Annotated in this window: 8 protein-coding genes; 2 read left to right on the top strand and 6 right to left on the bottom strand. The window is 55.7% G+C overall.

Annotated elements, in window-relative coordinates:
* Positions 1-114, top strand: a 114-nt coding sequence (locus PFH44_RS23380) for a hypothetical protein (RefSeq protein ID WP_283826307.1), incomplete at its 5' end; no start/stop codon positions are given.
* A 39-nt stretch (positions 115-153) separates the two neighbouring features.
* Here PFH44_RS23380 and sodB read toward each other — a convergent pair.
* Entirely contained in the window at positions 154-735 is a 582-nt protein-coding gene (sodB, locus tag PFH44_RS23375; protein ID WP_283826306.1) for a superoxide dismutase [Fe], read from the bottom strand.
* Between the two features lie 120 nt (positions 736-855).
* Positions 856-1,734: a C40 family peptidase gene (locus PFH44_RS23370; protein WP_045858599.1), complete on the bottom strand. Its 879-nt coding sequence runs from the start codon at positions 1,732-1,734 to the stop codon at positions 856-858.
* A 337-nt stretch (positions 1,735-2,071) separates the two neighbouring features.
* On the opposite strand from PFH44_RS23370, the gene PFH44_RS23365 reads away from it, so the two are divergent.
* A complete protein-coding gene (locus tag PFH44_RS23365) occupies positions 2,072-2,419 on the top strand; it encodes a Grx4 family monothiol glutaredoxin (protein ID WP_041145851.1) in 348 nt (115 codons plus the stop codon).
* A 51-nt stretch (positions 2,420-2,470) separates the two neighbouring features.
* Here the strand turns inward: PFH44_RS23365 and rnt are convergent, their stop codons facing one another.
* The 4 genes from rnt to PFH44_RS23345 form a co-directional block, all read right to left on the bottom strand.
* Positions 2,471-3,118, bottom strand: a complete 648-nt coding sequence (gene rnt, locus PFH44_RS23360; RefSeq protein ID WP_283826305.1) for a ribonuclease T — start codon at positions 3,116-3,118, stop codon at positions 2,471-2,473.
* 106 nt (positions 3,119-3,224) lie between these two features.
* Positions 3,225-3,632: a lactoylglutathione lyase gene (gene gloA, locus PFH44_RS23355; protein WP_041147656.1), complete on the bottom strand. Its 408-nt coding sequence runs from the start codon at positions 3,630-3,632 to the stop codon at positions 3,225-3,227.
* A gap of 199 nt (positions 3,633-3,831) precedes the next feature.
* On the bottom strand, positions 3,832-5,007 hold the full coding sequence (locus PFH44_RS23350) for a YncE family protein (protein WP_283826304.1): 1,176 nt from the start codon (positions 5,005-5,007) through the stop codon (positions 3,832-3,834).
* A gap of 71 nt (positions 5,008-5,078) precedes the next feature.
* Positions 5,079-6,747, bottom strand: a 1,669-nt coding sequence (locus PFH44_RS23345; protein WP_283826303.1) for a TonB-dependent receptor domain-containing protein, incomplete at its 5' end; no start/stop codon positions are given.

Here is a 6,747-nt window from a genome sequence, read left to right as displayed (position 1 = left end):
GGGCTGGGCTACGCATTTGTTCCGGTGATGGGGGCAATCATTGCCGGCGTGGCGCTGATGCTGGTGCTGTTCAGCGGTCGCGGACGGCCGCAAGAGGCCTTAGCCAGCCGCTAACAATCACCGCAGAAGGGTTTCCCCTTCTGCGGTGCAGTTTTATGCCGCCAGATTAGCCGCGACAAACTTCCAGTTTACCAGCGCCCAGAAGTGCTCCAGATAGTTTGGACGGGCGTTACGGTAGTCAATGTAATAAGCGTGTTCCCAGACATCCACGGTCAGCAGCGGTTTAGCGCTGCCGGTGAGCGGCGTGCCGGCGTTGCTGGTGGAGACAATTGCCAGACTGTCGTCGGCATTTTTGACCAGCCACGTCCAGCCTGCGCCGAAGTTTTTCGCCGCCGCATCGGTGAACTGCGCTTTAAAATCAGCGAAGCTGCCGAAGGATTTAGCGATGGCTGCCGCCAGTTCGCCTTCCGGCTCACCGCCGGCATTCGGCGCCAGACAGTTCCAGTAGAAGGTGTGGTTCCAGACCTGGGCCGCGTTGTTAAAGACGCCGCCTTCGGAAGAACGAACGATCTCTTCCAGAGACTGGCCTTCAAAAGCGGTGCCCTTGATCAGGTTGTTGAGGTTAGTGACGTAGGCCTGGTGATGCTTACCGTAATGGTACTCCAGGGTTTCAGCGGAAATGTGCGGCGCCAGGGCGTCTTTCGCATATGGTAATGCAGGTAATTCGAACGACATTGCTACTCTCCTTATTATATTAATGCGCGCAATAACCATGTAATGCGCAGGGAGATAGTAGCAAATTAAAAGATGTGGCAAAAGAGAGAGTTAACCTGCCGCAGGCGCGGCAGGGGGTCATCAGCGGATGGTTTTAGGCGTCATCACGCGGCGGGCGCCAACGTAGTGGCGAACCCAGTAATCTTCGCTTAACGAGGTAATCTGAATATCGCGTCCGGTACGCGGCGACTGGATAAACTTGCCGTTGCCGACGTAAACGCCGACATGATCTGCAGTGCCTCGACCGCGGGTGCGGAAGAAGACCAGATCGCCGCTCTGCAGCTCGCCGCGATCGACGGGGCGAGCATCGCGCAGGTGGTACATTTCGTTCGCCGTGCGCGGGATATGAATCTTAACCAGGTCTTTATAGGCGTAATAAACCAGCCCGCTGCAGTCAAAGCCGGTGCGCGGCGAGGTGCCGCCCCAGCGATAGGGCTTGCCAATTTGGTCCATCAGCTTCGACATCGCGGTGCTCTGCGCTTTTTGCACCCGCACCTTATGCGCATCGGCCAGCGTCAGCGGCACTTCTTCTTCGGCAACCGGCTTGCAGCGCTTTTTATAGCCTTTACGCACGACGCACTTCTGCTTCACGCTGGCCAGCGTCGGCTCGATAGTGGATTTAGCCGAGGTCGCGCACTGTTTTTTATAGCCTTTGCGCAACACGCATTTTTTCGTTCCACCGGCGGCCTGACGGTTTAATGCCGTCTGGCTCGAAGCGGTGGTGCGGGTAGGGTGTTTGGCGCGGGAGGAGGTCGATGCTTTCTTGCTGGAGGTTTTGGCGCTGGATTTTGTTTTCTGAGTGGAGGCTTTTTTCTTGCGTTCGGTGGTGCCCTTTGCCTGATGCGCTTTCGGCGTGGCGGAGGCGTGCGTATGCCCTGAAGCATGCGCCAGTGGTGTAAATGAGATAGATGTAAACAGTAATGCGCAGAGCGAAATCGCGATTTTGTTTAGCCGCGCCACCGAGCAATCCCCTGATTAATTACAGACATGTACACATACCTGACCATGAATGACAAAACCCAACGATTCTAATGCATAAAAACCCTGAAAGTTAATACTCTTTTGTATCTAAAGTGTCGTTTGATTAACAATTGCAAAAAAATATGCCAGACATTGGCCTGCTTGTACACAAAGCGCGCAGTGCGACGCCGCGCCCGCTGATAAAGTGATATTTATAAGGCAACTTCTGGGCACAGAAGATAAAATATAGTGAGTGAAAAAAATGTTATTATCTGTCCTGCGTTCAGCACGCTACAATGACAAATTACTGCCGTATAGAAGTTAAGGAAGCATGACAATGAGCACTACCGTAGAAAAAATCGAACGTCAAATCGCTGAAAACCCGATCCTGCTGTACATGAAAGGATCGCCGAAACTGCCAAGCTGCGGCTTTTCCGCTCAGACCGTGCAGGCGCTCTCCGCGTGCGGCGAACGCTTTGCCTACGTCGATATCCTGCAGAACCCGGACATCCGCGCGGAGCTGCCGAAGTATGCAAACTGGCCGACCTTCCCGCAGCTGTGGGTTGATGGTGAGCTGGTTGGCGGTTGCGACATCGTGATTGAAATGTATCAGCGCGGTGAACTCCAGCAGCTGATCAAAGAAACGGCGGCGAAGTATAAAACTGACGAGCCGAAAGCAGAATAATTTTGCTACCCGTAAAAAAGCGACTTCCGATGAAGTCGCTTTTTTTGTCTCTTATTCCGTCTCGGGCAGCGGCAGCGGCCATCCGCCAAGGCGCTTCCAGCGGTTAACTATCTCGCAGAACAGCCGGGCAGTCTGGTCGGTATCGTACAGCGCAGAGTGCGCCTTGGTGCCATCAAACTCCATACCGGCGGCGAGGCAGGCTTTGGACAGCACGGTTTGGCCGAGCGCCAGCCCGCTCAGTGCGGCGGTATCAAAGGTGACGAAAGGGTGGAACGGGTTGCGTTTTAGCCCGGCACGCTCTGCGGCAGCCATGGTAAAGCTGAGATCGAAAGTGGCGTTGTGCGCCACCATGATGGCGCGATTACAATCGCTGTCCTTCATCCCCTTGCGGACCATTTTGAAAATCGCGTGCAGCGCGTCGTACTCGCTCACCGCGCCGCGTTCAGGGTCGTTAGGGTTGATGCCGTTAAATGCCAGCGCTTCGGGCTGCAGGTTCGCACCCTCGAAAGGTTCAACATGAAAATGCAGCGTTTCGTCCGGCATCAACCAACCCTGCTCATCCATTTTCAAGGTAATGGCAGCGATCTCAAGCAGGGCGTCGGTTTTGGCATTGAACCCGGCGGTTTCGACATCGATAACCACAGGATAAAAACCGCGAAAACGGTCGCACAGACCATTAAGTTGAACGTTCTCGGACATCAGATTCTCTTTACTGGAAAAAAGTAGCGCGCATTATGGCAAATTTTGCCGCGCCTTGCAGCAGTCAGGGGATAAAACAGCGGGCGCCGATCGGCGCCCGAAACCGTTAGTGGCCGAGGCCTTTTCCGGCGTCTTTCTCTTCGATCAGCTCGATTTTGTAACCGTCCGGATCTTCAACGAAGGCGATAACCGTGGTGCCGCCTTTAACCGGGCCGGCTTCGCGGGTGACGTTGCCGCCGTTCTGGCGAATACGTTCGCAGGCTTCTGCCGCATTATCCACGCTCAGGGCGATATGGCCGTAGGCGCTGCCGAGATCGTATTTGTCGACGCCCCAGTTGTAGGTCAGCTCGATAACCGCCGTATCGCTCTCCTCGCCGTAGCCAACGAAGGCCAGCGAATATTTATATTCGGTGTTTTCGCTGGTACGCAGCAGCTTCATGCCGAGCACGTTGGTATAAAACTCGATAGAACGCTGCAGATCGCCAACGCGCAGCATGGTGTGAAGTAAGCGCATGTTTGTATACTCCTGTTTTACAACAGCCTGTTGGCCGTCGTATTTGAAAATGGCCAGAATGGCATCAGAAACGGACAAGGCGTTTCCAGCACCGGAGCACTATAACGTAAAAAGGCGGCCTTTTCAGGCCGCCCGTCCGATAAGAGGCATCATGCGCTAAAAACGAATGGCCGCCGGGCCCCGAGTGCGCGCCGGTCGGCTACGATTTGCGCAAATCGATGCGCAGGATGCGTTCCTTCGCCCCTTCGACAAATACGTCAGGATCCCAGTCGCGGTTGAAGCCTTCCTTTATTCCGACGTACAGGGTATCCCCGTCCGCCGATAGCACCATCTGGTTTGGATAGACCGGCGTGCGGAATTCACGGGTCACCGCATAGGTCGTGGCATCGACAACGCTGAGGGTGCCGCTGGTGAAATTGGTGACGTAGAGCTCGTTATATTTCGGGTTGTACCTTACCGCGTTGGCCCCGGCGCCGGTACGCACGTAGCCCAGCTGCCTGCCGTCGCGCAGGTCGAAAATATAGAGCCCGTCACGGGGGCCGCTGCGGTCGTCATGGTCGAAGGCGACGACGAAAACCCGGCCGGAGTCGGCGTCCACCGCCAGATTCTGCGCGCTGGGCAGCCGCGGCTGCGTGTTCCTGAGGGCAATGGTGCGTAGCACCTGCTGCTTTTTCGCGTCGATCTCGTTGACGTAATCCCGGCCGCCAACGTAGATTTTCTGCGTTTTTTCATCGAGCGTCAGCCCATAGGCCGTGCCTTTATAAGCCTCTTTGACCTCGCCTTTGAGCGCCAGCGTGGTGCCGTCGAGCATCAGCAGCTTATGCAGCGGCTGCGTACCCTGCGCCGTTTTCAGCATATTGCTGTAGCTGACGAACAGGGTATCGGCATCCTGGCTGTAGACCATATGGCGCAGATGCTCGAAGCGAGAATCCGCGGCGTTAGGCGTTTTAAAGCTGAGCCTGTCGCTGGTTTTTGTTAGCTTCCCGGTGGCGGTATCCAGCATGCTTATCCGCAGCGAGGCCGACTGGGTGTGGCCGATATAGAGCCGGTGCTGCGGCTGATTCATCGCCAGGGAAAACGCCCGGTACGGCATCTCGTAGCGATGTTCAATTTTTAATGACGTCGGGTTAAAGGCGTATAGATAGCCTCTGTTCGCCTCGCGGTTCACGCGGTCGGTCACCGCCGCAAACACGTACTGATGGTCGTTATCGAAGGCCAGTTCGTAAATCCCCTCATCCGCCTGCTCGAGATAATTGGTTTTCAGGGCGAAGCGCGAAGTCTCGCGCACTGGCGGATCGATGGCTAACGCCGAGGCCGGCAGGAGCGCCGCAATAAGCAGGCATCCCAGTCGTGTTCTTAAATTGCAGTGATTCATTTTTTATTCCTGATATGAACGGTGGGGGCGCGGGACAAAATCCGGGGCATTACCCCGCGCCGGGTTTTAACTCAGAACTGGATCTCTCCGCCGAAGATCCAGGTTCGTCCGCGGGCGGTGGTATTCACTGACGTCCCCGCCCGGGCGTAATCAAGACTCTGATTCATGCGGTTCAGCGCTTCGGCGTAATCGCGGTTGGTGACGTTCTGCACGCTGAGGCGCAGCTGGACGTTGTCGGTCGCCTGCCAGGTGCTGTAGAGGTCGATGATGGTCGGGATATTGGGCATGCTCTCTTTCGGCACGGTGTTGTCGTCGCTGATGCCCTCGGTACTCAGGCGTTTGGTTTTGCCGGTAAACTTGACCAGGCTGCCGACGGTTAACCGGCGATCGAAGAGGCGGCCGCCGACGTCGAGCGTGGCGTAGCTATCGGGCAGGTCGCTGAGGTCGCTATAGGCAAAGCTGTAAACCGTGCTGGCAATCGAGGTGGGCTGATCGGTGTGCTGCTTGCTCCATGAGAGGTTCGCGTAGGCGAAGCCGATATCATATCCGGCCTCAATTTCGTAACCGGTAGCGGTTACCGGCGAAGGTTCGTTGATGTAGATGTTGGCGTTGAAGCTGTCGGAAGCGTTACCGATATCCTGACAGAGCCTGCCGTCGTAGCACAGGAAAAAGGATTCGCTGGTGATATAGTTTTTAATCCGCGAGCGGTACGTCAGGGCTTTTAAATGAAAGCTGTCCTGCTCGTGCAGCAGGCCCTGCTTATTGATATTAAAGCCGGCCTCCCAGGTCTCCGCTTTTTCTGGTTTGAGGAACGGGTTCATCGAGGCGCCGCCCTCGTTAGCGAAGAAGACCTCCTGCACGTTTGGCGCGCGGGAAGAGCGGCTCCAGCTGACGAAGGGCTGCAGCCACGGGGTGACCTGGGCGGAAAACGTTGCCGATGGATTAACGTCGGTATTATCCAGCTTGAGATGGCTTTCCCCCTGCGGGAAACACTTCTCGTTATCGCCGCAGGCCGGCTTGTAGCCTGTCACCTGGCTGCGGGTGTAGTTAAGGTTGAGATCCAGCTGATAAATATCTTTGTTCAGCGTCAGGCTGCTGTATAAGGACGATATCTTTTGCTTGCCGGCGGGAGCAAAGGCGTTGTGATCGGTCTCAGTATTCTGCACAAAGCGCCGGGTATAGCGGGTATCCATTAATTTCCCGCCGACCTGGAATACGGCAAACAGATCCTCACTCATTTTAAATCGGCTGGTGTTGCTAAGGTCGATAGCGTTGGATTTATTGGTGGTTGAAGAACTGTTGAAGTTATACAGCGATTCCGGCTTGTACGCCTGATTTCCGCGGCTGGTGCTGGCCAGCATATTTAATTCCACCAGCTCATTCAGCGGGGCGTAATTATAGCGCAGGGAGTAATCGTCGCTGGTGATGTCGCGCCGGGTAAAGCTGTTGCTGTAATTACGGCCGGAAAACTCAATTTTATTGAACTGGTCCGGATTGAAGTTCAGCTTATAAAGCTGGGAGCGGGGCTCCTGGCGCAAATATTTATTATCTTCGCCGATAAAATCTTCGCTGCTGCGCCCGCCGCCGTTTTTATAGGTCGCATAGGTTCGTCTACCGCTGATGCCGACCAGCGCGCCGAGGGCGCCGCCGTTTTCGAAGGTATCGGTCTTACCGGCTACCGCCACCATCCCGGTGCGCCCCAGGCCGTTATCGCCCACCGAGAAGCGGGAAAGGACCCCC

It is taken from the genome of Klebsiella sp. Ech2A (assembly GCF_030078455.1).
Taxonomy (GTDB): Bacteria; Pseudomonadota; Gammaproteobacteria; order Enterobacterales; family Enterobacteriaceae; genus Klebsiella; species Klebsiella terrigena.
The sequence above is the reverse complement of the archived record's forward strand: the minus strand, read 5'-3'. Positions and strand labels throughout refer to the sequence as shown.